The 26300-nt window shown below is 65.5% G+C and carries 20 protein-coding genes and 1 tRNA gene; all 21 read right to left on the bottom strand.

Annotated features, from left to right (window positions below; translation table 11 throughout):
• Positions 1-572: 572 nt before the first annotated feature.
• On the bottom strand, positions 573-4757 hold the full coding sequence (gene rpoC / locus ACOFKW_RS07755) for a DNA-directed RNA polymerase subunit beta' (RefSeq protein ID WP_419816741.1): 4185 nt from the start codon (positions 4755-4757) through the stop codon (positions 573-575).
• Positions 4758-4844: 87 nt separating this feature from the next.
• Complete coding sequence (gene rpoB, locus ACOFKW_RS07750) at positions 4845-8993, bottom strand: DNA-directed RNA polymerase subunit beta (protein ID WP_419816740.1); 4149 nt, start codon at positions 8991-8993, stop codon at positions 4845-4847.
• A 339-nt stretch (positions 8994-9332) separates the two neighbouring features.
• Positions 9333-9704, bottom strand: a complete 372-nt coding sequence (rplL, locus tag ACOFKW_RS07745; RefSeq protein ID WP_419816739.1) for a 50S ribosomal protein L7/L12 — start codon at positions 9702-9704, stop codon at positions 9333-9335.
• 48 nt (positions 9705-9752) lie between these two features.
• Complete coding sequence (gene rplJ / locus ACOFKW_RS07740) at positions 9753-10268, bottom strand: 50S ribosomal protein L10 (protein WP_419816738.1); 516 nt, start codon at positions 10266-10268, stop codon at positions 9753-9755.
• A 232-nt stretch (positions 10269-10500) separates the two neighbouring features.
• Positions 10501-11199 carry a 50S ribosomal protein L1 gene (gene rplA / locus ACOFKW_RS07735; RefSeq protein WP_419816737.1) on the bottom strand — a complete coding sequence of 233 codons (699 nt, stop codon included), beginning with the start codon at positions 11197-11199 and terminating at the stop codon, positions 10501-10503.
• Positions 11200-11203: 4 nt separating this feature from the next.
• On the bottom strand, positions 11204-11638 hold the full coding sequence (gene rplK, locus ACOFKW_RS07730; protein WP_419816736.1) for a 50S ribosomal protein L11: 435 nt from the start codon (positions 11636-11638) through the stop codon (positions 11204-11206).
• A gap of 73 nt (positions 11639-11711) precedes the next feature.
• Entirely contained in the window at positions 11712-12251 is a 540-nt protein-coding gene (gene nusG / locus ACOFKW_RS07725) for a transcription termination/antitermination protein NusG (protein WP_419816735.1), read from the bottom strand.
• Between the two features lie 8 nt (positions 12252-12259).
• Positions 12260-12457: a preprotein translocase subunit SecE gene (gene secE, locus ACOFKW_RS07720; protein ID WP_419816734.1), complete on the bottom strand. Its 198-nt coding sequence runs from the start codon at positions 12455-12457 to the stop codon at positions 12260-12262.
• Positions 12458-12586: 129 nt separating this feature from the next.
• A tRNA-Trp gene (locus ACOFKW_RS07715) sits at positions 12587-12662 on the bottom strand.
• 72 nt (positions 12663-12734) lie between these two features.
• Complete coding sequence (gene mdoH / locus ACOFKW_RS07710) at positions 12735-14540, bottom strand: glucans biosynthesis glucosyltransferase MdoH (protein ID WP_419816733.1); 1806 nt, start codon at positions 14538-14540, stop codon at positions 12735-12737.
• 155 nt (positions 14541-14695) lie between these two features.
• Positions 14696-16219 (bottom strand): glucan biosynthesis protein, encoded by a 1524-nt coding sequence (locus ACOFKW_RS07705; protein WP_419816732.1) that lies wholly within the window; start codon positions 16217-16219, stop codon positions 14696-14698.
• Positions 16220-16305: 86 nt separating this feature from the next.
• Positions 16306-17463: a glycosyl hydrolase gene (locus ACOFKW_RS07700; protein ID WP_419816731.1), complete on the bottom strand. Its 1158-nt coding sequence runs from the start codon at positions 17461-17463 to the stop codon at positions 16306-16308.
• 244 nt (positions 17464-17707) lie between these two features.
• Positions 17708-18715 (bottom strand): P-type DNA transfer ATPase VirB11, encoded by a 1008-nt coding sequence (virB11, locus tag ACOFKW_RS07695; RefSeq protein ID WP_419816730.1) that lies wholly within the window; start codon positions 18713-18715, stop codon positions 17708-17710.
• Positions 18712-19794, bottom strand: coding sequence for a type IV secretion system protein VirB10 (gene virB10, locus ACOFKW_RS07690; protein ID WP_419816729.1), 1083 nt, complete (start codon positions 19792-19794; stop codon positions 18712-18714). Before virB10 ends, virB11 begins: the two co-directional genes overlap by 4 nt.
• On the bottom strand, positions 19791-20600 hold the full coding sequence (virB9, locus tag ACOFKW_RS07685; protein ID WP_419816728.1) for a P-type conjugative transfer protein VirB9: 810 nt from the start codon (positions 20598-20600) through the stop codon (positions 19791-19793). The genes virB10 and virB9 overlap by 4 nt, the downstream gene beginning before the upstream one ends.
• Positions 20597-21430 (bottom strand): virB8 family protein, encoded by an 834-nt coding sequence (locus tag ACOFKW_RS07680; protein WP_419816727.1) that lies wholly within the window; start codon positions 21428-21430, stop codon positions 20597-20599. Before ACOFKW_RS07680 ends, virB9 begins: the two co-directional genes overlap by 4 nt.
• A 2-nt stretch (positions 21431-21432) precedes the next feature.
• Entirely contained in the window at positions 21433-22686 is a 1254-nt protein-coding gene (locus ACOFKW_RS07675) for a type IV secretion system protein (RefSeq protein WP_419816726.1), read from the bottom strand.
• A 25-nt stretch (positions 22687-22711) separates the two neighbouring features.
• Positions 22712-25105, bottom strand: coding sequence for a VirB4 family type IV secretion/conjugal transfer ATPase (locus tag ACOFKW_RS07670; protein WP_419816725.1), 2394 nt, complete (start codon positions 25103-25105; stop codon positions 22712-22714).
• Positions 25106-25399 carry a type IV secretion system protein VirB3 gene (locus ACOFKW_RS07665; RefSeq protein WP_419816724.1) on the bottom strand — a complete coding sequence of 98 codons (294 nt, stop codon included), beginning with the start codon at positions 25397-25399 and terminating at the stop codon, positions 25106-25108.
• 1 nt (position 25400) lies between these two features.
• The gene (locus ACOFKW_RS07660; protein WP_419816723.1) at positions 25401-25718 is read right to left on the bottom strand and encodes a TrbC/VirB2 family protein; all 318 of its coding nucleotides are present in this window, start codon (positions 25716-25718) and stop codon (positions 25401-25403) included.
• Positions 25719-25747: 29 nt separating this feature from the next.
• The gene (locus ACOFKW_RS07655; protein WP_419816722.1) at positions 25748-26299 is read right to left on the bottom strand and encodes a lytic transglycosylase domain-containing protein; all 552 of its coding nucleotides are present in this window, start codon (positions 26297-26299) and stop codon (positions 25748-25750) included.
• Position 26300: the final 1 nt, after the last annotated feature.

Below are 26300 nucleotides of genomic sequence, written 5' to 3'. Positions count from 1 at the left end.
TAGCGGACGTTCATCGATGAACTATTCGTGCCAACTATACGCTGGCCCGATCAGATAATGCGATAGAACACTGTTGCTTGGACATCATTCTGTGTCCGTTTATACAATCGCTATTCATCAAGCGCTGTAGAACTGGACTATGGAAGTCGTTCTTATTAATCTCACAGTTAGAAAGATCGAGATGCTCCAATCAGGTGGAGATATCTGCGTCTCAGCCTGCACGAAAACCACTGCTCAGCTTACTGTTCCTGCATCTTCGATCGTCAGTATGATGATGTGAGCGAAGCATAAAACATCAGCCCTGGCGAGCTAGCGCCAATCAACAGCACACAAGCTTAAGCGCACCTCTTTCAGATAGAACTACTCCTAAACAACGTCTGCAAGGTTCATGCCGTTTTATAGGATTTACTAACCCTTTATAATAATGACGATATCTCGTTTCAAGAATGCGGCTTCACCCGCAAACTGTAAGAACCAGCGACAGTTTCAGGTCTGTCCGACAGCGCCGGCAAACAAAAAGGCGCGCCGGTTACCCGGCGCGCCTTTATTGCAGTCCAGAAGATCCGCGAGCGTTAGCCGCCGACGACCTCGCCAAGCGGGCTGGGCACGGGGCCGAGCTCGACCGGAACTTCGGCCTTGGGCAGACGCGCAGCTTGGGTGGCCCGCAGTGCCGCATCGCGCGACGTTGCGGTGACCCGGGCCCGGGCGAGAGCGGCACCGGTGCCTGCCGGGATGAGCCGGCCGACGATGACGTTCTCCTTGAGGCCCTGCAGCGTGTCGATCTTGCCCTGCACCGCGGCTTCCGTGAGAACCCGCGTGGTCTCCTGGAACGAAGCCGCCGAGATGAACGACTTAGTCTGCAGCGACGCCTTGGTGATCCCGAGCAGAACGGGCTTGCCCTCTGCAGGGATACCCTTCTTGTCGAGCTTGGCGTTGTCGGCGTCCATCTCCAGGCGGTCGACCTGCTCGCCGACGAGCAGCGTGGTGTCGCCCGACTTGGTGATCTCGACCTTCTGCAGCATCTGGCGAACGATCACCTCGATGTGCTTGTCGTTGATCTTGACGCCCTGCAGACGATAGACCTCCTGGATCTCGGCGCACAGATATTCGGCCAGCGGCTCGATGCCCAGCACGTCGAGAATGTCGTGCGGGTTCGGATTGCCGTCGATCAGATAGTCGCCGCGACGGACATAGTCGCCTTCCTGGACCGAGACGTGGCGACCCTTGGGCACCAGATACTCGGCAACCTCGCCGCCGTCCTCGGGACGAATGCTGATCCGGCGCTTGGTCTTGTAGTCCTTGCCGAATTCCACACGCCCGTTGATGCGCGCGATGACCGCATTGTCCTTGGGGATGCGTGCCTCGAACAGCTCGGCCACCCGCGGCAGACCGCCGGTGATGTCGCGCGTCTTGGCGGCTTCCTTCGGGATGCGGGCAACCACGTCGCCGGCTTCGACATCCTGGCCGTCGTTGACCGACAGAATGGCGTCGACCGCAAGCAGGTAGCGAGCACTCTCGCCCGACCCCTCGTCGAGCAGCGTGATGCGCGGCTTGAGGTCGTCCTTCTTGTTGATCTGGCGCCAGTCCTGCACGACCTTCTGGGCAATGCCGGTGGCATCGTCGACGTTCTCGGACATCGAGACGCCTTCGATCAGGTCCTGGTACTTAACCTTGCCCGACTTCTCGGTGATGACCGGCAGGGTGTACGGATCCCAGTCGGCGAGGCGGTCGCCCTTGGAGACGATCGCCCCATCGGCATGCATCAGCGTCGCGCCGTACGGAATACGGTGGATCGAACGCTCACGCCCGTCATCGTCCATCAGCACGAGCTCACCGTTACGGCCCATCGAGACATCGCGGCCTCGCGAGTCGCGAATGGTGTGCAGGTTGCGCAGCAGCACCTTGCCGTCGACCGGAGCATCCAGCGTCGACTGCTCGCTGACCTGTGCGGCACCACCGATGTGGAAGGTACGCATGGTCAGCTGGGTGCCCGGCTCGCCGATCGACTGCGCGGCGATGACGCCGACAGCTTCACCGGCATTGACCGGGGTACCACGCGCCAGGTCGCGGCCGTAGCAGGTGCCGCAAACGCCGGTCTTGGTCTCGCACAGCAGCGGCGAGCGGATCTTGACCTCCGGAACGGCGGCCTTTTCGATGCGCACGACGTCGACTTCGCTGAGCAGCATGCCCGCCGGAGCCAGGATCTCGCCGGTCTTCACGTCGACGACATCGTCGAGCACGGTGCGCCCGAGGATACGCTCGCCGAGCGACACGATGGTCGAACCGCCGTCGACGATCGCCTTCATGATCAGGCCGCGGGTCGTACCGCAGTCATCCTCGAAGACGACGCAGTCCTGCGACACGTCGACCAGACGGCGGGTCAGGTAACCCGAGTTGGCGGTCTTCAGCGCGGTGTCCGCGAGACCCTTGCGGGCGCCGTGGGTCGAGTTGAAGTACTCCAGGACGGTCAGGCCTTCCTTGAAGTTCGAGATAATCGGCGTCTCGATGATCTCGCCCGACGGCTTGGCCATCAGGCCGCGCATGCCGGCAAGTTGCTTCATCTGCGCCTGCGAACCGCGGGCACCCGAGTGAGCCATCATGTAGATCGAGTTGATCTGCTTCTCGCGGCCGTTCTCGCCCATTTTCTTGGAGCTGATCTCCTTCATCATCGCGTCGGCGACCTGGTCACCGCAACGAGCCCAGGCATCGACGACCTTGTTGTACTTCTCACCCTGGGTGATCAGGCCATCCTGGTACTGCTGCTCATAGTCCTTGACCTGCGCCTTAGTCGCATTGACCGTGGTGATCTTGCTCTCAGGGATGACCATGTCGTCCTTGCCGAAGCTGATCCCGGCCTTGAAGGCATGCTTGAAGCCCAGCGCCATGATGGCGTCGGCGAACAGCACGGTCTCCTTCTGGCCGGTGTGGCGATAGACCTCGTCGATGACGTCGCCGATGTCCTTCTTGGTCAGCAGACGATTGATCGTCTCGAACGGCACCTTGTGGTTCTTCGGCAGCGTCTCGCCGAGCAGCATGCGGCCCGGCGTCGTCTCGACACGGCGCAGCACCATCTTGCCGGCCTCGTCGGTGGTCTCGACGCGCGCCAGGATCTTGGAGTGCAGCGTCACGGCACCGGCGTGCAGGGCCTGGTGGACTTCGGCCATGTTGCCAAAAGCCATGCCGGCGCCCGGCTCGCCTTCGCGGTCCATCGAGAGATAGTACAGACCCAGGACCATGTCCTGCGACGGCACGATGATCGGCTTGCCGTTCGCCGGCGACAGGATGTTGTTGGTCGACATCATCAGGACGCGCGCTTCCAACTGGGCCTCGAGGCTCAGCGGGACGTGGACGGCCATCTGGTCGCCGTCGAAGTCGGCGTTGAAGGCCGAGCAGACCAGCGGGTGAAGCTGGATCGCCTTGCCCTCGATCAGCACGGGCTCGAACGCCTGGATGCCGAGACGGTGCAGCGTCGGGGCACGGTTGAGCAGCACGGGATGCTCGCGGATGACCTCGTCGAGGATGTCCCAGACTTCCTTGCGCTCCTTCTCGACCCACTTCTTCGCCTGCTTCAGGGTCATCGACAGACCCTTGGCATCGAGGCGCGAGTAGATGAACGGCTTGAACAGCTCGAGCGCCATCTTCTTCGGCAGGCCGCACTGGTGCAGCTTGAGCTCAGGACCGGTGACGATGACCGAACGACCCGAATAGTCGACGCGCTTGCCGAGCAAATTCTGGCGGAAGCGGCCCTGCTTGCCCTTGAGCATATCGGACAGCGACTTCAGCGGACGCTTGTTGGCACCGGTGATGGTGCGGCCACGGCGGCCGTTGTCGAACAATGCGTCGACGGCTTCCTGAAGCATGCGCTTCTCGTTACGGACGATGATGTCCGGCGCGCGCAGCTCGATCAGGCGCTTCAACCGGTTGTTGCGGTTGATGACGCGGCGATACAGGTCGTTGAGGTCGGAGGTCGCGAAACGACCACCGTCCAGCGGCACCAGCGGACGCAGCTCGGGCGGGATGACCGGCACGACCTGAAGCACCATCCACTCGGGCTTGTTGCCCGATTCGATGAAGCTCTCGACGACCTTCATGCGCTTGATGATCTTCTTGGGCTTCAGCTCCGACTTGGTCGTCGCGAGCTCCTCGCGCAGGACGACCATCTCGCCCTCGAGGTCCATTTCCTCAAGCAGCTTGCGGATTGCCTCGGCGCCGATGCCGGCCTGGAAGCCGTCTTCGCCATACTCATCCTGCGCCGTCAGCAGTTCGTCCTCGGTGAGGAGGTCGAACTTCTTCATCGGCGTCATGCCGGGCTCGAGCACGACATACTGTTCGAAATACAGCACGCGCTCGAGGTTCTTGAGCGGCATGTCCAGCAGCATGCCGATGCGCGACGGCAGCGACTTCAGGAACCAGATGTGCGCGACCGGGGCGGCCAGCTCGATGTGGCCCATGCGCTCGCGCCGGACCTTCGAGACGGTGACTTCGACGCCGCACTTCTCGCAAACGATGCCCTTGTACTTCATGCGCTTGTACTTGCCGCACAGGCACTCGTAGTCCTTGATCGGTCCAAAGATGCGGGCGCAGAACAGGCCGTCACGCTCCGGCTTGAAGGTCCGGTAGTTGATGGTTTCCGGCTTCTTGATCTCGCCGAACGACCAGGAGCGGATACGCTCCGGCGAGGCCAGCGAGATCTGGATCTGGTCGAAAGTCTCCGGCTTCGCGGCCGGGTTGAAGAAGTTCATCAGTTCGGTGTTCATAACCGTTCCTTCTAATCTGTGCGGGGGACGGGGGATGCGCGTCGCCGCTGCACCCCCCGCGCTATCGGCGCTGGCGCGCCGCCTCCGCTATTCGACCTTCTCGGCGTTCTGCAGTTCGACGTTCAGGCCGAGGCTACGCATTTCCTTGACGAGAACGTTGAAGCTCTCCGGAATGCCTGCCTCGAACGTGTCGTCGCCCTTGACGATCGCTTCGTAGACCTTGGTACGGCCGATGACGTCGTCCGACTTGACCGTGAGCATTTCCTGCAAGGTGTAGGCGGCGCCGTAAGCCTGCAAGGCCCACACCTCCATCTCGCCGAAGCGCTGGCCGCCGAACTGCGCCTTACCGCCCAGCGGCTGCTGGGTGACGAGCGAGTACGGCCCGATCGAACGTGCGTGGATCTTGTCGTCGACGAGGTGGTGCAGCTTGAGCATGTAGATATAGCCCACCGTCACCTTGCGATCGAACATGTCGCCCGAACGCCCGTCGAAGAGCTCGACCTGGCCCGACGCATCGAGCCCGGCCAGTTCCAGCATCGCCGAGACATCGGCTTCACGGGCACCGTCGAACACCGGCGTCGCCATCGGCACGCCCAGCGACAGGTTGCTGGCAAGTTCGCCGAGCTCATTGTCGTTCATCTGGGCGATGTCGCTGTCGTACTGACCGTTGTAGATCGACTTGAGCTTGGCGCGCAGCGGCTCGCCGCTACCCGTCAGGTCCTTGCCCTTCTCGTACATGTCCTCGAGCATCTGGCCGATCTGCTTGCCGAGACCGCGCGCGGCCCAGCCAAGGTGCGTCTCGAAGATCTGCCCGACGTTCATCCGCGACGGCACGCCGAGCGGATTGAGCACGATATCGACCGGCGTACCGTCCTCGAGGAACGGCATGTCCTCCTGCGGCAGGATGCGCGAGATCACGCCCTTGTTGCCGTGGCGGCCGGCCATCTTGTCGCCCGGCTGCAGCTTACGCTTCACCGCGACGAACACCTTGACCATCTTGAGCACGCCCGGCGGCAGCTCGTCACCGGCCTGCAGCTTGCCCTTCTTGTCATCCAGGCGAGCGTCGATGTTGGCCTGGGCCTCGTCCCACTGCGTCTTGTGCGCCTCGAGATCGGCCTGCAGCGCGTCGTCGGTAACGCCGAACTTCCACCATTCGCGACGCGGCTGGCTCTCCAGCATCTCGTCGTCGATGATCGATCCCTTGCGCAGGCCCTTGGGCGTCGCCGCCGTGGTCTGGCCGAGCAGGGTCTCGCGAAGACGGGTGTAGGTCGCCCGGTCGAGGATGGCGCGCTCGTCTGCGGCATCCTTGTCGAGACGGTCGATTTCCTCACGCTCGATCTGCAGCGCGCGCTCGTCCTTGTCGATGCCGTGGCGGTTGAACACCCGGACCTCGACGACCGTACCGGCGACGCCGGGCGGCAGCTTGAGCGACGTATCGCGAACGTCCGAAGCCTTCTCACCGAAGATGGCGCGAAGAAGCTTTTCCTCCGGCGTCATCGGCGATTCGCCCTTCGGCGTGATCTTGCCGCACAGGATATCGCCCGGCTCGACCTCGGCACCGATGTAGACGATCCCGGCCTCGTCGAGGTTGCGCAGGGCTTCCTCGCCGACGTTCGGGATGTCGCGCGTGATGTCTTCCGGCCCGAGCTTGGTATCGCGGGCCATGACCTCGAACTCCTCGATGTGGATCGAGGTGAAGACGTCTTCCTTGACGATTTTCTCGTTGATGAGGATCGAGTCCTCATAATTATAGCCATTCCACGGCATGAACGCGACGAGCACGTTGCGGCCGAGAGCCAGCTCGCCGAACTCGGTCGACGGACCGTCGGCGATGATGTCGCCCTTCGCCACCATGTCGCCGACCGTCACCAGCGGACGCTGGTTAATGCAGGTCGACTGGTTGGAGCGCTGGAACTTCATCAACGTGTAGATGTCGACGCCCGACTTGCCCGCCGCCACGTCCTCGGTGGCACGGATGACGATACGCGTCGCATCGACCTGGTCGACGATGCCGGTCCGGCGCGATGCGATCGCGGCGCCGGAGTCGCGGGCAACGGTGCCCTCCATCCCGGTACCGACGAACGGTGCCTCGGCCTTGACCAGCGGCACAGCCTGACGCTGCATGTTGGAGCCCATCAGTGCGCGGTTCGCGTCGTCGTTCTCGAGGAACGGGATCAGCGAAGCGGCGACCGACACCAGCTGCTTGGGCGAAACGTCCATCAGCGTGATGTTGTTCTTCGGGCTCATCAGGAACTCGCCCGCTTCACGCGACGAGATCAGCTCCTCGACGAAGGTACCGTCCGAGTTGGTCCCGGCGTTGGCCTGCGCGATCGTGTGCTTGGCCTCCTCCATCGCCGACAGATAGACGACGTCATCGGTCAGCTTATGGTCGATGACCTTGCGGTAAGGCGTCTCGATGAAGCCGTACTTGTTGACCCGGCTGAAGGTCGCGAGCGAGTTGATCAGACCGATGTTCGGGCCTTCCGGCGTCTCGATCGGGCAGATACGACCGTAGTGCGTCGGATGGACGTCGCGGACCTCGAAGCCGGCACGCTCACGGGTCAGACCGCCCGGCCCGAGGGCCGAAACGCGACGCTTGTGGGTGACTTCCGACAGCGGGTTGGTCTGGTCCATGAACTGCGACAGCTGCGAGGAGCCGAAGAATTCACGCACCGCGGCGACCGCCGGCTTGGCGTTGATCAGGTCGTTCGGCATGACGGTGTCGATATCGACCGACGACATGCGCTCCTTGACCGCGCGCTCCATGCGCAACAGCCCGACACGGTACTGGTTCTCCAGCAACTCGCCGACCGAACGCACACGGCGGTTGCCGAGGTTGTCGATGTCGTCGATCTCGCCGCGGCCGTCCTTCAGGCCGACCAGCGTGCGAACCACCTCGAGGATGTCCTCGCGGCGCAGCACGGTCATGTCGTCGGGCACGTCGAGCGCCATGCGCATATTCATCTTGACGCGACCGACGGCCGAGAGGTCGTAGCGGTCGGCATCGAAGAACAGGCCGTAGAACATCGACTCGGCGGTCTCGCGCGTCGGCGGCTCGCCAGGACGCATGACACGGTAGATCTCGGACAGCGCATGGTCGCGCTCCTCGACCTTGTCGGCCATCAGCGTGTTGCGGATCCACGGACCGACCGAGACATGGTCGATGTCGAGCAGCTCGATCGAGGTCTGGCCCGACTGGTCGATCTTCTCGAGGTTCTCGGCGGTCAACTCGTCACCGGCCTCGATGTAGATCTCGCCGGTCGTCTCATTGATCAGGTCGAAGGCGCTGTAGCGGCCGAAGATTTCCTCGGTCGGGATGAGCAGCGTCTTCAGGCCGTCGCTGGCTGCCTTGCGGGCAACGCGCGGCGTGATCTTGGTGCCGAGCGGGAAGATGACTTCGCCGGTCTCACCGTTGACGATGTCGAACGACGGCTTCTGGCCGCGCCAATTGGCCTCGACGAAGGGCACGACCCAGCCGGCCTCGCCCTGCGAACCATGGCCGCGGACCCAGACGACGCGCTTGTAGAACTCGTTGAGGATTTCCTCGGACGTGTAGTTCAGCGCGTAGAACAGCGTCGTCACCGGCAGCTTGCGCTTGCGGTCGATACGGACGTGGACGATGTCCTTGGCGTCGAACTCGAAGTCGAGCCACGAGCCGCGATACGGGATGACCCGGGCGGCGAACAGGAACTTGCCCGACGAGTGCGTCTTGCCGCGGTCGTGGTCGAAGAACACGCCCGGCGAACGGTGCATCTGGCTGACGATGACGCGCTCGGTACCGTTGATGATGAAGGTGCCGTTGTTCGTCATCAAGGGCATGTCGCCCATGTAGACGTCCTGCTCCTTGATATCGAGAACCGACCGTGCCTCGGTGTCGGCGTCCACTTCGAAGACGATGAGACGGAGCGTGACGCGCATCGGCGCCGCATAGGTCATGCCACGCTGCCGGCACTCGTCGGTGTCGTACTTGGGATCCTCGAGCTCGTAATGCACGAAGTCGAGCTCGGCGGTGCCGGCGAAATCGCGGATCGGGAACACCGAGCGCAGCGTCTTCTCGAGACCGGAGACGTAGCCGTCGGCCGGGCGCGAGCGCAGGAAATGCTCGTAAGATTCGCGCTGGACCTCGATGAGGTTCGGCATCTGCACGACCTCATGGATCTTGCCGAAACTCTTGCGGATGCGCTTCTTGGCGATGAACATCGGCGTCTTGGCCGGTGGTGCGGGCTGCGTTGCCATATATCGTCTATTCCCTTTGCCGCCTGCGCCGAGGAGCGACCCCCAACGCGAAAAAGTGCGTATCCGAGTTGCCTCGAACCGCACCGCCAGCGTGATGAAACCTTAAACCTGTCCCAATTCGTCGCGGCGCAATCGCAAGTCGCACCGTGTCCCGGGACCGGGAAAGGCGGCCACCGTCCTTGCGTGGACAGCGAGCCGGAATGTCTGTGTACGGGCTATATAGGACAGCTGTTGGATTTGGGGAAGGGGTAATCGCCCCGCGTCAATCGGTTCCCTGCCTACGCAAAAAGGGCGGCCCGTTGCGGGGCCGCCCTTCTCGATACGAGTAAGTTGTTAGGCTTACTTGAGTTCGACGGTGGCGCCGGCTGCTTCGAGCTGGGCCTTCATCTTCTCGGCGTCAGCCTTGGAGATGCCTTCCTTGACGGCCTTGGGAGCCGACTCGACCAGCGTCTTGGCTTCGGTCAGGCCCAGGCCGGTGATGGCGCGGACTTCCTTGATGACGTTGATCTTCTTGCCACCGTCGCCGGTGAGGATCACGTCGAACTCGGTCTTCTCTTCGACAGCTGGGCCAGCAGCGGCGGCCGGGCCGGCAGCAGCGACAGGAGCGGCGGCGGAAACGCCCCACTTCTCTTCGAGCAGCTTGGCAAGGTCGGCAGCTTCGAGGACGGTCAGCGTCGACAGTTCTTCGACGATCTTGTTGAGGTCAGCCATGTGTCTTCTCCAAAATGGGGCGGCACGCGCCCGTTAGTTGCTTCGGCGTTATGCCGCTTCCTTGTTGGCGTAAGCCCCGAACACCCGGGCAAGGTTGCCCGCCGGCGTGCTGATGACCCGTGCGATCTTGCTCGCGGGAGCCTGGATAAGGCCCACGATACGACCACGCAGCTCGTCGAGCGATGGCAGCGAAGCCAACGCCTTGACGCCGTTGATGTCGAGAACGGTCGACCCCATTGCACCGCCGACGATTTCGAACTTGTCGTTCGTCTTCGCGAAATCAACTGCAACCTTGGCTGCAGCGACCGGATCGGTGGATGTGGCAAACCCGATGGGACCCGTCAGCAGCTCGCCGAGCGGCTGGTAGGGCGAACCCTCCAGCGCGATCTTCGCGAGCCGATTCTTGGTCACCTTGAAGCTGGCACCCGCCTGCCGCATCTTGGTCCGAAGGTCGGTGACTTGCGCCACCGTCAACCCATGATTGCGCGTGACAACGACCACGGCAGTCTCGGACAAAGTCTTGGCGAGGGCGGAGACCTGCTCGGTTTTTTGAGCGCGATCCATGCTCTCTCCTTCCTTGTAATGACCCTGGCTTTCGCCCGGGCCGGTTGAGCCCCGCTGTTGCCAGCGAAGCCCGTCCGAGGGGTCGTTGCCTGTCGGTTAGGACAGGCCCGCCGCCACCATCGCTCGGTGGAACCGGAAAAACTCTCCCCGTCTCATGCAGGCCTTTTGGCTTAAGTCCTTACGGACACCTGCAATCTCGGACGGCTATCTCCACCCGGAGGTGGAAAACTGGTTAGACGCTGTGGCCGACGGTCTCGGTGTCGACCTTGACGCCGACGCCCATCGACGAGCTGAGCGCGACCTTCTGCAGGTACTTGCCCTTGGCGCCCGACGGCTTGGCCCGAACGACGGCACCCAGCAGGGCGTCGAAGTTGGCGCGCAGATCGTCCTGGCTGAAGCTCGCCTTGCCGAGACGGCCGTGGATGATCCCGGCCTTCTCGACGCGGTACTCGACCTGGCCGCCCTTGGCTGCCTTGACGGCATCGCCGACAGCCATGGTGACCGTGCCCAGCTTGGGGTTCGGCATCATGCCCTTCGGACCCAGGACCTTACCCAGGCGGCCGACGAGGCCCATCATGTCCGGCGTCGCGATGCAGCGATCGAAGTCGATCTTGCCGCCCGTGACGATCTCCAGCAGGTCCTCGGCGCCGACGATGTCGGCTCCGGCGGCGAGTGCCTCCTCGGCCTTGGCGCCGCGAGCGAACACGGCGACGCGAACCGACTTGCCGGTGCCCTTGGGCAGCGTGACGACGCCGCGGACCATCTGGTCGGCGTGGCGCGGATCGACGTTGAGGCCGATCGCGACTTCGATGGTCTCGTCGAACTTGGCGGTGGCGTTAGCCTTGACCATGCTCAGCGCGGCATCGAGATCGTACAGCTTCTCGCGGTCGACGGTGGCCGACATGGCCTTGACCTTCTTGCTCATGGCCATCGGATCAGCCCTCCACCACTTCGAGACCCATCGAGCGCGCACTGCCCTCGATCGTCTTCATCGCCATCTCGATGCTGTTCGCATTGAGGTCGGTCATCTTCGCTTCGGCGATCGTGCGCAGTTGCGAGCTGGTGATCTTGCCGGCCGAGGCGCCCTTGCCCGGGGTCGTGCCGCCGGCCTTGAGGCCAGCTGCCTGCTTGATCATGTAGCTTGCCGGTGCGGTCTTCGTGATGAACGAGAACGAACGGTCGGCGTACACGGTGATCACCGTCGGAATCGGCATGCCCTTCTCAAGCTCGGCCGTCTTGGCGTTGAACGCCTTGCAGAATTCCATGATGTTGACGCCGCGCTGACCCAAGGCCGGCCCGATCGGCGGCGAGGGGTTGGCGGAGCCCGCCTTCACCTGCAGCTTGATGTAACCTGTAATCTTCTTTGCCATGACGGCACTCCTTCATGTGGTGCTAGCGACGGTCCTGACCGCCTCCCACTTCCAAAAACGCGAGTGTAAACTGTTACTTGGGCTTCTCGACCTGGTCGAAGCCGAGTTCGACCGGCGTGGCGCGACCGAAGATCGACACCGACACCTTGACGCGGCCGTGGTCGAAATCGAGTTCCTCGACCTGGCCGTTGAACGACGCGAACGGGCCGTCGAGAACCTTGACCTGGTCGCCGATCTCGAAGTTGACCTTGAACTTGACCTTCGACGCCGGGACGATCTCGTCGACCTTGGTGTTCAGGATGCGGCTGGCTTCGGACTCGGTGATCGGCTGGGGCTTGCCCTGCTGGCCGAGGAAGCCGGTGACCTTTGGGGTGTTCTTGACGAGGTGATAGACGTCGTCGGTCATCTCGAGCTTGGCGAGGACGTAGCCCGGGAAATACTTGCGGTCGCTGGTGACCTTCTTGCCGCGGCGCACCTCGGTGATCTTCTCGACCGGCACCTCGACCGAATCGATGAAAGTATCGAGGCCCATACGCGCGGCTTCGGTGACGATCGCGTCGCGCACCTTGTTCTCGAAACCCGAATAGGCGTGGATGATGTACCAGCGCGACATGCTTTACCTTAACCGGCGAGCGACAGCAGGAACTTGACGAACGACCCCAGCACGGTGTCGACGCCAAGGAAGAAGATTGCCAGGATCGTGGTCATGATCAAGACCATGATCGTCGTGGTGATCGTCTCGCGACGGGTCGGCCACGAGACCTTGGCGGTCTCGGCACGGACCTGCCGCACGAACTCCCCGGGTGAAACCTTGGCCATCTTGTACGATACCGTCCCTATGCCGTCCCACGTCAACACGAAGAACCAGCCGCCTGCCACCGAAGATTTCGGCAACCCTCAGCTGGTCCCTGAAAAACCTCGAACCCTGCGCCGCCAACCTTCAGGAGTTGGCAGGAGTGGAGGGGCTCGAACCCCCGGCCCTCGGTTTTGGAGACCGATGCTCTACCAGCTGAGCTACACTCCTCCGGTTCGAGACCGGCGCATATACCGGCATGACCCAGGACTCGCAAGCGCGGAGTTGGCATGCCGGTGACGGCTAGCGGTTTGCCAGCGCGCGCTCGTCCAGCGCCGAAGGTCGCTGTGCCGGGCGGATCCAGCGCTCGTCGGGACCGATCAGCGTCGGACTGACGAACAGCCCGCGCTCCGACAGCCAGTTGCCGACGTCGCGACGCGACACCAGCATCGCGGTGAACGGCGCAGCCAGGAGTCCGATCGTCACCGGCAGGCTCCACACCGCATCGGCGGGGCCGCCGACCATGGCGAACAGGAATACCAGTCCGAAGCCGATGTGCCAGCCGTACAGCGACAGCGCCGCCGACAACGCCAGCCCGTCCGCCTCGCGGCGCTGGGCGATCCAGCCGCTGGGGCGACCGCACAGGATGTCGACGATGGCGACAGTCTGCCCGAGCATGATGATCGGCGCGACCAGCATCGACAGCAGGATTTCGATCGCGACTGTCGTCGTCACCCGCAAGCCGCCGCCCAGCGCCGTACGCAGGTCGCGGTCGATGCCGATCCACATCAGCGCGATGAACTTGGGACCGAGCAGCAGCAGCCCGGTCAGGCCGAGCAGCCACGGCTGCGGCACCCCGGCGACGGCACTGCCGGCGGTCCGTGCCTGTTCGGCGATCCCCGCGAGCAGCAGGAACAGCCACAATGGCGAGGTCAGGTACGACGATGCACCCATCAGGAACTGCAGGCGGCTGACCCAGTGCAGGCCGGCAACGCCGACGAGGCGGAGGTGCTGGAGATTGCCCTGGCACCAGCGCCGGTCGCGGATCGCATGATCGGCGAGCGTCGGCGGAAACTCCTCGAAGCTGCCGCCGGGCAAGGTGGTCATCTCGACGGCCCAGCCGCGACGGCGTAGCAAGGCGGCCTCGACCATGTCGTGGCTCATGATGCTGCCGCCGAATGGCTCGGCCCCCGATAGGGCCGGCAGGCCGCAGCTGGCAGCAAAGGCGCGGACGCGGATGATGGCGTTGTGGCCCCAATAGGTCGCCTCCGTCCCCGACCACCATTGCAGCCCGGCCGAGGCGACATGGCCATAAGCGGCGGCGGCGAACTGGTGCCAGCGGGCGAAGAAGGTGTGGCCGTGGATGATCGTCGGGATGGTCTGCAGCAGGCCGAGCTCAGGCCGGTCCTCGATCGCCACCGCAAGTTGCGACATCGCCTCGCCGCTCATCAGGCTGTCGGCATCGAGAACGATCATCGCCTCATAGGCCCCGCCGTGACGACGGACCCAGTCGGCGACGTTGCCGGGCTTGCGCGCCTCGTTGATGGCGCGGCGGCGATAGAAGATCCGCGCCGCGCTGTGTTCGCGCACCGAGCGGAACGCCGCCTGTTCGGCAGCTTCCGCCTTGGCGCCCGAATCGCTGAGGACGAAGAAATCGAACATCCGCGCCGCGCCGATGCCGGTCACCGACCCCGTCATCTTGAGCAGCCGCCCGGTCACCGCGTCGAGGTTCTCGTTGCAGATGGTCAGCAGTACGGCGACCGGCCTGGTCGGCAGCCTTGGTCGATTCGAGGCCGCGGGAGCCTCGGCTCCCGCCAGCGCCGCGAAGCCGGCGACGGAGCCGAGAAATCCGAACGAGATCCAGGCGAACAGACTGAAGAACAGTGCCAGGAACAGCACATCCAGCGCATCGATGCCGTCGACACCCAGCGCGGTGCGCATCTGGTGGACCGCCAGCACGCCGAGCGACAGGCTGCCCACGACCATGAACAGGCGACGACGCCCGATCTGCGCCGATGGACCACGCAGCGGCTCCGGCGAGGTATCGGCGAGGCTTCGCGCCTTTTCGAGCGACTGGACGGGCATGTCGAGCGGCGCTTCGGAGGGCATGAACGACGTCGGATTGGCCCATGGGCCATGACGAACATTATTAACCCACGATGAAGCATCGGATTCGACGTCCCCTTCCGACAAATCCGAAAGGTCTTCCGAAACACATTGCAGATCAGTTGGAATCGACATCACGCTCCAGCAAAGATGTGACGCTATGAATACAGATCATACAGGAAGGTTTCACTCAAAGCATCGCCGCCTCGCTTCAAATAGGCTCGTATATTGCTCGCCTTGCGGCGCTCCTGCCCGACATCGACGATCATTCGCCAGCGCGGCGCCGCGCCGACGACCGGATAGACATAGGTTCCCAGCAGCTTTCCGGAGGCGACCGAGACCATCGCCTCGACGCCGCTGTTCCGGGTCAGCCCGACCAGCGTCTTGCCGCTGAAATCGACGACCAGGCGACGCGCGCCGTCGACCGGCTCGGACCCCGGCGGACCTGCAGTACCGGTCCAGCTGTCGACCGCACGCGCCATCGTTGCCGGCAGCGGATCGATACCGGTCCAGTTGAGGCGATAGTCGAGGGCATAGCTGTCACCCTTGCGAGCCGGCGCGCTCGGCACCCAGAAGGCGACGATGTTGTCCTCGATCTCCTTGCGGGTCGGGATCTCGTACAGCATCACCGAACCGGCCTGCCAATCGCCCTTGGGCTCGACCCACAGGTTCGGGCGCTTTTCGTAAAAGGCGCTGTCGTCCTGGTAATCGGCGAAGCGCCGGTCGCGCTGGAGCAGGCCGAAGCCGCGCGGCGCCTTGTCGGCAAAGGCGTTGATGATCGGCTGCGGCGGATTGACCAGCGGCCGCCAGACCCGCTCGCCGGCGCCGGTCCATAGCGCCAAGCCATCCGAGTCATGGACTTCGGGGCGCCAGTCGATCCCCGCCGCGCGGTTGCCCTCGCCGTACCAGAACATGCTGGTCAGTGGTGCGAAGCCTAGCCGCTGCACGTCGGCGCGCAGATGCACCATCAGGCTGACGTCCTGCACCGGTCCCGCCGGCGTCTGGCGGGTGACGAAGCGATAGGCACCGGTGACGCTGCGTCCCTCCAGCAGCGCATAGATGATGATCGTCGAACCCGGTCCGCGCTCCAGCCAGAAGCGCGTGAACAGCGGGAACTCCTCGCGGCCATCGATGCCGGTGTTGACCGCCAGTCCGCGCGCCGACAGGCCGTACTGGTCGAATTGCCCGGCGCTGCGGAAATACGAGGCGCCCTGGAACGCCAGCCAGTCGCCCCGACCGTTGGCGTTCATCAGGCGGAAGCCGGCGAATCCCGGCGCCAGTGTCGGCTTGATACCCTTAGCGTCGGCCTTGACCGCGAACAGGTCGGCAGAGAACGTGAATGGCCGGGCGACGCCCTTCTCGACCACGGCGATGTCGACCGGCAGGTTTGCGGCGTGCTGGAGCGGGAAAAAGCGCGTCTCGCTGTCGCCGCTACCGGCCCAGAGCGACTTCTCCGGACGGTAATTGACGCGCGCGATGTCGTCGTAGCTGAGCAACTGCGCGGCCGAGACCGGTTGCGGCGCGCGCCACGGCCGGTCGGCGATGCGCAGCGCCAAAGCCTTGAGCAGCTCCCAGGAAAACGGCGAATCCCCGCCGGGCGCCTGCGGCAGCGCAGCAAAGCCCTTGCCTGACGAAAGGGCGGCAATTGCCAGCGCGACCAGTCCGTCGCGGCGGCTCAACATGCGGGCGGAAGATCATCGGGCATGGGCCCGTATAGACATATTAGACCTGTCTGTCAGATGAGCGACATGCCCGGCCGCTCAAATCGTCAAGGATTTGGCCTGGGTTCGCCGAAGTAGGTTCGCCACGCGGCGGCGGTCAGCGGCTTGCTGCCGCCCCTGAAATCCCAATCGCCATCGCCCAGCTTGGCGTCCCAGATATTGACGCTACGGACGGCAACGCCCTTCGACCGTGCCTCGGTGAGGATGCCGGCGAGGTACTTTGGAAATTCGGGATCGTCGGAGGGGCCGAGCCCTGCCCCGGATTTGCCGACACCGGTCTCGTCGACGGCGATCGGCTTGCCGTGCAGCTTGGCGAACTCGATCGCCTGCGGCATCGACCAGCCCGAGCTGTTCAGGCCCGGCGTCTGCACATAGCGCGTCGCATTGGGGTAGCGGTAGTAATGCTGGCGGTTGCCGGCCACCGCCGCCCAAGCGACCTTGTCGGTGGTTTCGCTGTTTCCGCCGGTCGTCCAGTCGACATAGCCGAGCGGATACATCGGGCTGTACTGGTCGATGGAGATGACATCGACATAGGCGTCGCCCGGATAGATCGAGGTCACCGGATAGGGTGTCCAGTTGATCGCCGTCGGGTTCCAGTGGACCAGCGCGGTGATGCCCTTCTTCCTAGCTTCCGCATGGATGACATCGGCAACGCGCTGGAATGCCTTGACGAAGTCGGCCAGCTTGGTCGGCGCGCTGGCGTTCGCCGGCGACCACGGCATGTAGTTGCCGTTCATCTCATAGGCGATGCGAAAGTCGACGATCTTGTAGCCGTTGTCGGCCCAGGCATCGACGATGCCGGCCCAGACCGCGTCGTAAGAACCGGCGGCGGTGTAGATGTAGAATTGTTCGACGTTGCTGAAGCCCATCTTGGGCCAGGCCATCGGCACCCCGACGACCGGGACGGCGCCGCCGCCGGGCGAGACATAGTCGTCGCCGCTGCGGGCGCTCGACCACGCCGCCCAGCCGGCGGAAGCCGCCCATGTCGAGGGATCGCCGTTATAGTCGGTGAAGACGTTGAAGAACTTCGACTTCGCGCCGCCCAGGGCAGCCGAATGCGCGTCCATCGCCGCCTTGAACTTCGCCATTGCGACGGCATCGTTGCCATGCGCATTGCCGACATAGGTGCCGAGTGGAAATGGCGGCGCGGCGTGGGCCTGTACTGCACCAAGCAGGGCAACGGCGGCGATGCAGCGGACAGACATGGGCTGGGCTTTTCTTGAGTGGATGCACTCAAGTTATCCACAGGCAGTCCCTGTCAGGTTAAGCTGGCGTTTTCCTGCGCCAGAGCGGTGTAAAACGGCGATAAACGCTTTTGATGTCAGAAACTTAGTTCGCCAATCGGCGTTTTGGGCGCCGTTTTGACCCAAATAAGGTCTTCCGACGCGGCGACTCGCAAGTTATTGAAACATTTGCGGTTTGTTAAAAATGTCCCGCCCAGCCATCAAGTCAGGAATTGAACCTGATATCCGCCACGACACGCCGCCCGTCGGGACCGCGCCTGACCTGGACGATCACGTCGATCACCGAGCGAGCATAGGCGATGATTTCGGCGCGGCCGAGGTTGACGCGGGCCTGGAGCGCCAGCAGCGCGACCTGCTCGATCGCCCCGGCGCAGCTGTTGGCATGGATCGTCGAGATCGAGCCGGGATGCCCGGTATTGACGGCGCGCAGGAAGCTGAACGCCTCCGATCCGCGCATCTCGCCGAGCAGCAGTCGGTCGGGCCGCATTCGCAGCGCGGCCTGCAGTAGCTCCTCGGTTGTGACATTCGCCTCGCCGGTGTCGCCGCGCACTGCCACCAGGCCCAGCGCGTTGGGCCGGTCGAGCGAGACCTCGGGCGTATCCTCGATGGTGATGATACGCTCGTCGCGGCCGATGCGCTTGAGCAGCGCATTGAGGAAGGTGGTCTTGCCGCTCGACGTGCCGCCGGCGATCAGGATGGTCTTGCGTGCCACGACCGCAGCGTCCAGGAACCCCAATATGTCACCGCGGTCGAGGCGCTGGCGCAGGTCGAGGTCGGTGGCGGTCTGGGCCCCGTCTTCGCGTACCGTCACGCCATCAAAGGCACCGTCAGCGGCATAGTCGGCAAGGTCGAGGTCGACCTGAACATGCTTGCGGATGGCGATCGCTAGGTCGCCGCGGGTTGCGGGCGGCGCGATGATCTGGATGCGCTCGCCCCCCGGCAGCAGGCCCGACAGCAGCGGCTGCGCACGGCTGACGCCCTGGTGGTTGGCGCGCGCGACCTGCGTGACCAGGCGGTTGAGCGCGGTGCCGGTCAGGTCGGCGACCTCGATCCGCTCCATCTGCGGCGCACCCTGGCGCTCGATCCAGATCTCCTGCGGGCGGTTGACCAGTATCTCGGTGATGTCGGGGCGTTGCAGCCACGGTGCGAGCGGGGCGAGGTAGGACTGGAGGTAGACGCCGTCCTGCCCGCTGACTTCGGCCAGGCGTGTCATGGCCGGGCCGCCCTTGCCGGAGGGAGCCGCGCCTCGTCGGAAAAGTCGAGGTCCTTGGCGACGAAGACGCGGACCGGCGTGCCCTGCGCGACCTTGATCGTCGGCGCGATGTCGATCTCGCGCTGCAGAGCGATGCCCGCCAGCTGGTTGGCCTGCCCCGAGGAGCCGACCACCACGGTGCCGGCGGAGCGCGCCGAATTGGCAACGAACTCCATCCCCGCGGTAACCACCGACAAGAGTGTCGCCGCCCCGAAGCGCCGCAGGAAGTGGCTGTTGACCTTGCCGCCCAGCCCGGCCGTGCCCAACGCATCCGTTGCTGCCGATCCGAGCTGCACCGACACCCCGTCGCTCCGCAGCAGCCGCGTCCAGATCACGAAAGCACGCGACTGGCCCAGCGCGACACCATTCGAATATTGCCCGATCAACCGGCTGCCGCGCGGGATCAGCACCCGGCTGCCGTCGAAGCCGAGCACGTCCCGGCTGACCACCGCCCGCACCAGCCCCGGCAGGTCGGAATTGATCGCCGTCTCCAGCACCCCGGCGATGATCGTGCCCTGCGGGATCACCATGTCGGTCGACGCCAGCTGATCCGTTCCGACCGTCTCCGGCCGCGTCTTGGACACCCGGTCCAGGAACGCCTCGCTGGAGGTGAGTTTCGGCGCGGTCGCGTCTCCCCGGGCCGCCGCCGAAGTCGCCGGGCGTGTCGCCGGACTCAGGTCGACGATCAGCGCGGGGGTCACTGGACCCGGCGGCGGGGGCGCCGGGATCACGCGCTGGACCGGTACCGGCGTCGGCGGGACATAGGCCGGCAGCGGCGCGGGCGGCGCCACCACGACCGGCGCGACCGGTGCCAGCATCGGCGGTGGGGGCAGGTCCGCGCTGCTCGTCGGGGCGCGCGTCGTCACCGGCAGCGCGTCGGTCCCTGCCGGCGTCGATCCGGGATTGTACAAGGCGGCGAATGTCCCGATGCCGAGCAGCACGACACCCGCGATGCCGAGCGGCAGCACCAGCCGCGACGCCGGACGCGCAACGGCTGGCATCGCACGCCGGTCGTTGGCGGCAAGCGCGTCGTCGGTCATGGCCGCGACCGCGAGAACAAGCCGCGCTTGGGCTTTGCCGTTTCGTCCCGGGCGCGCGGCGCGGCGGCACCCGGCTCCCGGACCTTCATCGCGTCGTTGTAGACCTGGGTGACCTGGCTGCCGTTGCGCAGGACGAAGCGCGCGGCAAGCTGCTCGACGACGAAATAGCGGCCCTTGACGACGTGGTTGACCAGCGCCTCCTTGCCGTCCTGCCCGATGACGAAGACCGCCGGGGTGTCGGTGCCTTCAGGCCATTGGAAATAGGTGAAGCGCCCATCGTCGAAGACCCGCGCCGGCACGTTGGTCTTGGCCCCGTCATAGCTATAGGCGAAGTTCCAGCTGTCGGGCGCCGCGGCGTCGCTGACGGTCTCCTCCGGTGGCGCGATGGTGCGCGCCGCGTCGAGCTCCTCGTTGGGATAGAGGAAGCGGACGTCATAGGTCTGTGCCCGGCGATTGGTCGCCGCGACCGAGATCAGCTCGAAATTGTAGCGGCGGAGGTTGGTGATGACCGCCATGTTGGTGCTCGGGCTGCGGTCGATCGGCTTGAGGAACAGCAGGTCGGCCTTCTTGTTCGGCGTCACCTGCCACGCCAGCGAGTCGCCGATCGAGATGTTCTCGATGCGCTCGTTGGGACCGAAGGCGATGACCATCTGATAGCCGAGCTGGCCGGTCAGGGTGACGACCTGGCGGGGGTTGTAGACTATCGTGCGGATCCGCGGATCGACGGGACCGGGCTCGGGGGTCTGGGCGGCGGCAAGCGGCGCCGCAGCGGCCAGCGCCAGGAGCAGGACTTTGCAAAGCTTCATCGGACCGGCTCCGGATTGACGAGACGCGGCAGCGTGGTCGGGACGACGATCGCCGAGGGTGCAGCCGATGGCACCGTCGATGTCGTGGTCGTCGACGTGACCGTGGTGGAAGCTGGCACGGCGGTGGGGACAGCGGTCGGGACGATGACGCGCGGCGCCAGCGCCTCGGCGTCGCGGCGGTAGTGCGTGACCTGAAAGCCGAGCGGATTGACCAGCCGGTCCTCCATGCTGAGCGGGCCGCCGGTGAAGGCGAACTGCAGGACCGCGGCCCAATCCATCCGGGTCACCGGGCCGTCGCCCTCGCGGCGGTCGGTGGCGAAGCGGACGAGGGCGCTGGTCGGACTCATCAGGGTAACCTGCTTGATCGTCGTGGAAATTTCGGTGGCGGCGGTCGCACCGTTGAGGACGCTGGCGGGGTTCTTGCGGTCCATCGAGCGCAGATAGTCCGAACGCGCGGTGCTGGCGGACCACAGCCCGACCTTGCGGTAGTTGGCGGCGAGGTCGGTCGCGTCGAGGGTCTCGCGGGCGATGACGTACTGCGCGAGCGCGGACTGGACCAGCGCATCGTTCTGGGACCTCGGACCGAGGACGATGCCGCGCGCCAGCTGGGCGTTGCCGGTCTGGCGGTCGACGGTGATGGTATAGGGCACGACGGTCTTGAGCGGCGTGAGCAGGACCAGCGCCAGCGCCTCGAGGACGGCCACGAAGACCGCCAGCCCGGCGACGATCCAGGCAAGGCGGCGCGAGGCGCGCAGCGATCCGTTGACGTCGTCGCTCCAGGTCGCGGCATCGGCGTAGTAGGTCGATCTTGCAGGGGTGATTTGGTCCATGCTCAGATCCTGGGGGTGCGGGAGGTTGCCACCGCCAGCCGGCGGTAGCCCTGGCCGAGGCGGGTGCTGTTGTCGGCGACGATCCGCGTCTCGGCCCCGGCCGGAGAGGTGATCGAGCGAGTAGCGAGAATGGCGGCGGGGCTAGTGCCGACCTGGCCTGCGACGCCCTGACGGCCAGTGGCGGCGATCGCCTGGACGATGGTATCGGTACGGCTGGCAACCGCGAGGCGGTCCGCGGCAGTGAATGGCGTTGCGGTGGCAGCTGCCCGGTCCAGCGGTGCCGGCATGACGTTGCGGCGCGGCAGGCGGATGCCGCTGGCGATGCCGCCACCCAGCCGCGCCGCCTGGACCATGACGGCAGCATAGACCAGCACGATGAGCAGGATCAGCAGGGCCGGGCTGTCCCGAACGCCGGTCACTGGAGCGTTGCCGAGGGTTGCAGAGATCGGCGCCAGCAACGCGACGACGACGGCGACCAGCGGCAGCGCGAACAGCGGCACCAGCGCGAACTTGACGGTGACGCGCAGCCAGCCTTCGAAGACGCCGCGCGTGGCGCGGAACAGCGCGAAGGCGACGAAGATCGGGCCGAGCAGCAGCAGCAGCGCCAGGATGATCCGCACCACCAGGAGCACCCCGACGCTGGCCGCCATCAGCACCAGCGCCGAGAACCACAGCAGCGCCGCGACGAACTGCGGCGCGCCGAGAGCGAACGGCAGCGCCACCGCAGCGGGCGCAGCAGCCGCTGCTGGCGCCCCGATGACAGGTGGCGCAACCGGCGCAGCGGTAGCTGCAGCGGCGGGAACGACCTGCGCCCAGGCGTCGCCCGCTGCGTCGGTCAGCCGCTCGAACACCGATTGCAGCGCCAGGAGCACGTCACCCTGCCCTGCCGCGCTCGTTCCGGCCGCCTGCCGCACGATGACGTCCGCCAACTCCTGCGGCCCATGGAACAGCAGGTCGAAGACGACGGTCTGGTAGCTCGCCCAGCTGGTCGCCAGCGCCAGTATCACGCCGATCTTGATGAAGTGCGGCACCACCTCGGCCAGCGTCAGGCTGGAAAGCCCGAGGATCAGCCGATAGCCGAACACCGCGACATAGATGGTCAGCCCGATGGTCAGCGCGGTGACGAACGTCCCGTCCGGCGCCAGCAACGCGGCATAGCCCTGCTCGACCTGCGTCTGGATCAGGCAGTCGGCGCTGGCCAGCACGTCACGCGCCAGCGTGTCCGGCGAGATGCCGACGTCGCAGGCACCGATCATCCGCGTCCTTTCGAGGCGGCGGCGATCACCGCCGGGTCTCCGCGACAGCCGTCAGCAGCGGCTCCAGCCAGTCCTTCGGGTCGTCGCCAAGCTCGGCACGCAGACCGTCCAGGATCCGCACGGTCGCCTCGCGCCCCGACAACACCGTCAGGATGCGGTCGAGCCCGGTCAGGTCGAGCCGGGCGATAACGCTGTCGTTGCCGTGCTTGACCAGGAAGCAGTGCGACGTGTCGGGGAGCGACCGCACCAGATCCAGTTCATGCTCGCTCAGACCGAAACCCTGGCGGTAATCCGCCTCCTGCGCCTTGGGATTGGGCATGAAGATCTGCGTCGCCGCCTGCTCGATAATCGCCGGTCCGATGCGACTGTCGAGCGCGTCGCGGGCGTTCTGCGTCGCGAAACCGACGATGCCGCCACGCTTGCGGATGGTCTTCTCCCAATCCTTGATGCGCGCCACGAACGCCTCGTCGTCGAGCGCCTTCCAGCCCTCGTCGACGACGATGATCGTCGGGGTGCCGTCGAGCCGCTCCTCGACGCGGTGGAACAGGTACATCATCGCCGGGGTGCGGGTGGCGGGATCGTCGAGCAGCTGGGTCATGTCGACGCCGATGCCGTGACCCTCCAGGTCGAAGCGGTCGACCTCGTTGTCGAACAGCCAGGCGCGGTCGCCGCCCTCGATCCACGGTGCCAGCCGGTGCGCCAGATCGCCGGCAGTCGGGCGCCGGGTTCCCGACAGCAACTCGCGGAAATAGCGCAGGCGGCGAAACTGCGGTGCTTGGTCGAAGTTGGCGTCGACGGCCGCGGCGATGACCTCGCGGTCGGTGGTGTCGAGCACCCCCGAGGCGGGCAGCAGCAGCCGCTCCGCCCATTCGGTCAGGAAGCGCCGGTTGGTCGGCGTGTCGGGCAAAGCCAGCGGATTGAGCCCCGACGGATGGCCGGGTCGCAGCACGCTGTAGCGCCCGCCTGTCGCGCGGATGAAAATCTCCGCACCGCGGTCCTTGTCGAAATAGACGGTGCGCGGCCCGAGTTTCGACGCCTGCGCCAGCAGGAAGGTCAGCACGACGGTCTTGCCGCTGCCGCTCGGCCCGATGACGGTGAAATTGCCGAGGTCGCCGACGTGGAAGTTGAAATGATACGGCGTGCCGGAAGTGGTCTCCAGCACGGTGATCGCATCGCCCCAGTGATTGCCGCTTGCCCGCCCGACCGGGAAATTGTGGAGCGAGGCGAACGACGCGAAATTGCCGGTGGAGATCAGCGAGCGCCGCGCGACGTCCTTGAAGTTGCCGGGGAACTGCGCCCAGAAGACGGGCTCCAGCGCGACATCCTCACGCACCGCGATGAGGCCGAGGTCGGTGAAGCTCGACAGGACATCGGCGACGGCGGTGTCGAGCTGGCCCAACGTCGGCACGCGGACCTGCACCGACAGGTGATGCTCGCCGAACCCGGCCCGCCCGGCGGCGACATTGTCCTTGGCCTCCGACAGGCCAGAGCGCAGCGACACCGCATCGTCGTCGGTGGCGCGCATCCGGCGCAGCGCGAGATTCATGCGGCCCAGCGCGGCGGTGCGATCGACGAAGCCGAAGCTTTGCGACACGACCATCTCGTGCGGCAGGCGCAGGAGGTTGTCGAGCAGGCCCGGCGCGGTGGCGGGCGGATAGTCCTTGATCGAGATCATCGCGGCGAAGCGCCGCTCGGCGTCGGTGGCACCCTTGATGTCGATGGTGTCGACGCCAAAGCTGTAGCGCTTGCGCGGCAGGTAGCGGCCGAGGTCGGCACGCGGCAGCAATACCGGGCGCAGTTCACCATCGAGCAGGAACGACAGGAACTCGGCGGCCTCCGAGCAGATGCCCTGCGGCGTCTCATAAACGCCGAGCCGGCGCGCGCCGTAGGGCGACAGGCTGCGCAACATCGCGTCGACGGCGGTGTGCAGGTCGCGGCGGCCGGCCATATCCTCGCCGCTGCTGCTCTTGGGGCGGAACAGCTCGGCGACGCCGTCGAGGATGCCGGTGCGGCCCTGCAGCGGGCGGCGCACGACGGTCAGGAACAGCTCGTTGACGAACATCTGCTTGGCAGTGAGTCGCGCCCGCCATGCGGTGTCGATTTCGGCGCAGAACGGGTCGGTGGCGGTGCCAGGCAGGACGGCATCGACCGGGCGGCGCAGGATGTGGTGATAGATGCCGAGGTGCGGGTCGGCGACGGCGCGCAGCATCGTCTCGCGGATGGTGTGGCGGAAATTCAGGTCGTCGGTGTCGACGGTCTCGAACGGCAGGCCGGCGAGGTGGATGAACTGGCACTGCATGCCGTCGCGGGTGGCGATGGTGAAGTCGTCTGCCTGATGCGACCAGGGCAGCCGGTCCCCGACGCTGTTCTCGCGCTTGGCCAGCGTCTCGCGCGGCGACAGGGCGGCGGCGCTCGCCACCTAGGGCCGGTACGAATTGCAGCGCCACAGCGCGAACCCGCGGGTGCGCGGGCAACGGCGGGCGCGCAGCAGCCACAGGTCGAAGATGCGCGGCTCGCGCAGGCAGGCGATGGTGCCGATGCCGTGGAAGACCAAGGCCAGCGGCAGCACCCAGAACGACTTGGTCAGCAGGAACAGCTCCATCGTCGCCAGGGCGTTGATGATGAAGAAGGTGTAGGTGACGCCGGCGAACATCTGCGGGCGCGTCAGGGCGGTGAACACCGGCTCGCGAACCAGCTGGGCGCCCGAGTCCATGTCAGCGCTGCTCGGTCGCGACGCTGCGGATGCCGCCGACGATGGCACCGGCGCCGAACAGGATGAACAGGCCGATCACCACGGTCGCGCCGAAGCGCCAGTTCATCCGGCCGGTCAGCATCAGCAGTCCGACACTGGCGACCGCGATGACCGCAACGGCGGTGGCGACGCTGCCCAGCAAGGTGCCCTGGATCCAGCCGAGCGCACCGCTGATCGCGCCCGAACCCTGCGGGTCGAGGGTCACCGCCTGGGCGAACGCCGAGCTGGCGGCCATGAGCGCCACTAGGAGTGCGAAGGGACGGAATATCGTCGGGGTCATTCTGAAGGCGTCCCTCATCGTTCGTTACGTCAACGCGCCGCTGCCGCGAGACGGTCCATGACCGAGGCGACATAGCGGATCGTTTCTGGGTAGCGCGGTACGCCGCCCGCCCGGATCACCGCCGCCGGCCCGGCATTATACGCAGCGACGGTGCGGATGACGTCGCCGTCGAAGCGGTTGAGCAGCATTCGCAGATACGCCGTGCCGCCCCGGATGTTTGCAGTCGCATCGCTGGCATCGACGCCCATGTCGCGCGCCGTGCCCGGCATCAACTGCATGATGCCGTTCGCCCCGGCGCGTGACAAGGCCTTGGGATCGTAGCGTGATTCGACATGGGCGATGGCGTCGATCAGGGCCGGGCTGACTTCGTAGCGGGTCGCGGCGCTGTTGACGGCGGGCTGGAAGGCGGCGGCGCGGGCGGACGTCGTCGAGGTCGCGGCGGTGCGGTGGCGGACCGGGTTCGCCAGCGGTGCGACGACGGTATCTAGGCGCTCGAGGCTGCCGTCCTCGCCGACTTCATAGACCGCGGCGCAGGCGGGGCCCGCGAGCAGCAGCAGCGGCAACAGGACGGCGAGACGCATC

The sequence above is a fragment of the Glacieibacterium sp. genome (genome assembly GCF_965200405.1).
Classification (GTDB): domain Bacteria; phylum Pseudomonadota; class Alphaproteobacteria; order Sphingomonadales; family Sphingomonadaceae; genus Glacieibacterium.
Note: the sequence above shows the minus strand (reverse complement) of the source record. Positions and strands in the feature narration are given on the sequence as shown.

What these genes read in the sequence shown, in the direction of transcription:
- rplJ (WP_419816738.1), bottom strand. Translation starts at nt 10,268, where the DNA reads ATGGATCGCGCTCAAAAAACCGAGCAGGTCTCCGCCCTCGCCAAGACT.
- rplL (WP_419816739.1), bottom strand. Translation starts at nt 9,704, where the DNA reads ATGGCTGACCTCAACAAGATCGTCGAAGAACTGTCGACGCTGACCGTC.
- ACOFKW_RS07665 (WP_419816724.1), bottom strand. Translation starts at nt 25,399, where the DNA reads ATGGACTCGGGCGCCCAGCTGGTTCGCGAGCCGGTGTTCACCGCCCTG.
- ACOFKW_RS07680 (WP_419816727.1), bottom strand. Translation starts at nt 21,430, where the DNA reads ATGGACCAAATCACCCCTGCAAGATCGACCTACTACGCCGATGCCGCG.
- ACOFKW_RS07705 (WP_419816732.1), bottom strand. Translation starts at nt 16,219, where the DNA reads ATGTTGAGCCGCCGCGACGGACTGGTCGCGCTGGCAATTGCCGCCCTT.
- secE (WP_419816734.1), bottom strand. Translation starts at nt 12,457, where the DNA reads ATGGCCAAGGTTTCACCCGGGGAGTTCGTGCGGCAGGTCCGTGCCGAG.
- ACOFKW_RS07660 (WP_419816723.1), bottom strand. Translation starts at nt 25,718, where the DNA reads ATGACCCCGACGATATTCCGTCCCTTCGCACTCCTAGTGGCGCTCATG.
- nusG (WP_419816735.1), bottom strand. Translation starts at nt 12,251, where the DNA reads ATGTCGCGCTGGTACATCATCCACGCCTATTCGGGTTTCGAGAACAAG.
- ACOFKW_RS07700 (WP_419816731.1), bottom strand. Translation starts at nt 17,463, where the DNA reads ATGTCTGTCCGCTGCATCGCCGCCGTTGCCCTGCTTGGTGCAGTACAG.
- rplK (WP_419816736.1), bottom strand. Translation starts at nt 11,638, where the DNA reads ATGGCAAAGAAGATTACAGGTTACATCAAGCTGCAGGTGAAGGCGGGC.
- rplA (WP_419816737.1), bottom strand. Translation starts at nt 11,199, where the DNA reads ATGGCCATGAGCAAGAAGGTCAAGGCCATGTCGGCCACCGTCGACCGC.
- virB10 (WP_419816729.1), bottom strand. Translation starts at nt 19,794, where the DNA reads ATGACCGACGACGCGCTTGCCGCCAACGACCGGCGTGCGATGCCAGCC.
- rpoC (WP_419816741.1), bottom strand. Translation starts at nt 4,757, where the DNA reads ATGAACACCGAACTGATGAACTTCTTCAACCCGGCCGCGAAGCCGGAG.
- ACOFKW_RS07675 (WP_419816726.1), bottom strand. Translation starts at nt 22,686, where the DNA reads ATGATCGGTGCCTGCGACGTCGGCATCTCGCCGGACACGCTGGCGCGT.
- virB11 (WP_419816730.1), bottom strand. Translation starts at nt 18,715, where the DNA reads ATGACACGCCTGGCCGAAGTCAGCGGGCAGGACGGCGTCTACCTCCAG.
- virB9 (WP_419816728.1), bottom strand. Translation starts at nt 20,600, where the DNA reads ATGAAGCTTTGCAAAGTCCTGCTCCTGGCGCTGGCCGCTGCGGCGCCG.
- mdoH (WP_419816733.1), bottom strand. Translation starts at nt 14,540, where the DNA reads ATGCCCTCCGAAGCGCCGCTCGACATGCCCGTCCAGTCGCTCGAAAAG.
- ACOFKW_RS07655 (WP_419816722.1), bottom strand. Translation starts at nt 26,299, where the DNA reads ATGCGTCTCGCCGTCCTGTTGCCGCTGCTGCTGCTCGCGGGCCCCGCC.
- rpoB (WP_419816740.1), bottom strand. Translation starts at nt 8,993, where the DNA reads ATGGCAACGCAGCCCGCACCACCGGCCAAGACGCCGATGTTCATCGCC.